Annotated in this window: 1 protein-coding gene; it reads right to left on the minus strand. The window is 64.9% G+C overall.

Translation table 11 applies throughout. The annotated features are described in order from the left end of the window. Nucleotides 1–278: 278 nt before the first annotated feature. Nucleotides 279–1,533: IS110 family RNA-guided transposase (locus tag AWB81_RS42805; protein ID WP_087135616.1), on the minus strand; the 1,255-nt coding region annotated here is incomplete at its 5' end.

Below are 1,533 nucleotides of genomic sequence, written 5' to 3' on the forward strand. Positions count from 1 at the left end.
CTGCGGACCGGGTGATAGGGTGCCCGGGGATGTCGCCCGGAAATAGCCACTCCCTGGGGTGAGCGTCGTGCCAGTACAGTCATGCCCTGAGGAGGTCTGTCAAGTTTTTTGTTCGACATCTACATCTCACTACGAAAATCCCGCGCCCGCCCGTGGACAACGACGCTGCCCACAGCACGAGGCTGTGGACAGCCGCCTGACAGCGGTTCCGTCGTTGCCCACCGGCTCCCCGCGAGCTTCGCCTTCGGCCTGACGCGCCGCTGCGCGGCTTGCCCTAATCAAATATGAGAGCAAGAACCCATCTTGACCGAATCGCCCTGCATGCCGAGAAGGGGCGAACCGCGTTTCGCGAGCGCGTTGAGGTAAACGGTCTCGTTGTACGGCGTGTGCGTCTGCCAGCATCGATACAGGATGCGGATCCACTTGAATGCGAGGGCCCTCACGGCGATGTGGTGCGAGCTGCCCTTCGCGCGCTGCTGCCGGTAGTAGGCGCCCGCCCAGAATGACCGGGTGATGGTCTGGGCGGCCCATTCCACGAAGGTCTGGCGCAGGAATTTCGGACACTGCAGGCGCCAGTGCACCCAGCTCTTTTTCCCGCTGCGCTCGGTCACCGGGGCAATGCCCGCATACTTTTGCAGTTCATCAGCACTCCTGAACCGCTCGCGCTGTTCACCGAAGGCGGCCAGCAGGCGCGGGGCCAGGCAGGCGCCGGCGCCGGGCAAGTCCTCGAACAACGCATAGTCAGGCAGGGTGTGCACCACCGCCGCGATTTCCAGGTCGAACTGCACGATTGCAGCCAGCACGGCGCGCAGCTGTGCCACCAGTGCCAGCACGTGCAGCCGGCACGGACCGATGATCGCAGGGTCGTCAGTCAGCGCCGCCGCACTCCGGATGGATTCGATGCGCGCGCTGATCAGGCTGGCGCTACGGCAGTGGTGTGCATGGAAGAACGTCTCCAGCACCGCCGTTCGGGCCTGTCGGACCGAGCGCAACGTCGGCCAGCGCTCAAGGAAGTCGCAGAACAGCACCGTGCCCCGGTCATCGAACCATTCCAGCGCCTGCGGGTAATACTGCTTGAGCATGTCGCACAGCCGGTTGGTCAGCCGGTTCTGGTCGCCAACCAGCTGCCGGCGCCGCTCAACCAGGCTCACCAGCGTCCGCATCGGGACGCTCTGCGGCCTCAAGGGGCCAAACCGCTCTGGATGGTGCAGCAGGAGGTCAAGCGCGAGTTCCGCATCGCCCGGATCGTTCTTGGCGCCACTGGGCTGGAACGCCTCGCGATACTTGGCCAAGGTCGCCGGGTTGATGGGAAACAGCACGAGGAAGTCATACTTCTGCAGCGCGGCGACGATCGGCCCCTTTGCCAGTTCAAGGGCCACCGCAAGCGGCCCGCCGAAGCGGCGGTGTAACGCGTTTGCCCATTCATCGATGGCCGCGACCTGATGCGCAATACAGCCGGACTCGCGCCGGCTCTCGCCTGCCGCCTGCACGCAGATATCGTGCTTCGTGTCCGCCCAGTCGATACCGACCCAG

The organism is Caballeronia arationis (genome assembly GCF_001544975.2).
Lineage (GTDB): Bacteria > Pseudomonadota > Gammaproteobacteria > Burkholderiales > Burkholderiaceae > Caballeronia > Caballeronia arationis.